This is a genomic window from Aquibium sp. A9E412 (genome assembly GCF_030398335.1).
Classification (GTDB): Bacteria; Pseudomonadota; Alphaproteobacteria; order Rhizobiales; family Rhizobiaceae; genus A9E412.
Genome location: NZ_JAOAOP010000139.1, coordinates 1 through 1,184 on the forward strand (window position 1 = coordinate 1; position 1,184 = coordinate 1,184).

The following is a 1,184-nucleotide window of genomic DNA, read 5'->3' on the forward strand; positions in this document are numbered from 1 at the left end:
ATGGCCAAAGGTAAATTTGAGCGCACGAAGCCGCATGTGAACATCGGGACGATTGGTCACGTTGACCACGGCAAGACGTCCCTGACGGCGGCGATCACGAAGTTTTTCGGCGAGTTCCGTGCGTACGACATGATCGACGCTGCGCCTGAGGAGAAGGCGCGCGGCATCACGATCTCGACGGCGCATGTTGAGTACGAGACGGAGAACCGTCACTACGCGCATGTCGACTGCCCGGGCCACGCGGACTACGTGAAGAACATGATCACGGGTGCGGCGCAGATGGACGGCGCGATCCTGGTGGTCTCGGCGGCCGACGGCCCGATGCCGCAGACGCGCGAGCACATCCTGCTTGCGCGCCAGGTCGGCGTTCCGGCGATCGTGGTGTTTTTGAACAAGGTCGACCAGGTCGACGATCCTGAGCTTCTGGAGCTGGTCGAGCTCGAGGTGCGCGAGCTTCTGTCGTCGTACGAGTTCCCGGGCGACGACGTGCCGATCATCAAGGGCTCGGCGCTGGCGGCACTCGAGGATTCCAACAAGGAGATCGGCGAGGACGCGGTGCGCGAGCTGATGAAGGAGGTCGACGCCTACATCCCGACGCCGGAGCGTCCGATCGACCAGCCGTTCCTGATGCCGATTGAGGACGTGTTCTCGATCTCGGGCCGCGGCACGGTGGTGACGGGGCGCGTGGAGCGCGGCGTGGTCAAGGTCGGCGAGGAGGTCGAGATCGTCGGCATCCGTCCGACGTCGAAGACGACGGTGACGGGCGTCGAGATGTTCCGCAAGCTGCTCGACCAGGGCCAGGCGGGCGACAACATCGGCGCGCTGCTGCGCGGCGTTGACCGGGAGGGCGTCGAGCGCGGCCAGGTTCTGACCAAGCCGGGCACGGTGACGCCGCACACCAAGTTCAAGGCCGAGGCCTACATCCTGACGAAGGAGGAGGGCGGCCGGCACACGCCGTTCTTCACCAACTACCGGCCGCAGTTCTACTTCCGCACGACGGACGTGACGGGCGTGGTGACGCTGCCGGAAGGCACGGAGATGGTGATGCCGGGCGACAACGTGACGGTCGACGTCGAGCTGATCGTGCCGATCGCCATGGAGGAGAAGCTGCGCTTCGCCATCCGCGAGGGCGGCCGCACCGTCGGCGCCGGCATCGTCGCCTCCATCACCGAGTAAGACGGGCA

Annotated in this window: 1 protein-coding gene; it reads left to right on the forward strand. The window is 65.8% G+C overall.

From position 1 onward, the window contains the following. Window positions 1–1,176: elongation factor Tu (gene tuf / locus N1F89_RS20585; RefSeq protein WP_290086372.1), on the forward strand; the 1,176-nt coding region annotated here is incomplete at its 5' end. Window positions 1,177–1,184: the final 8 nt, after the last annotated feature.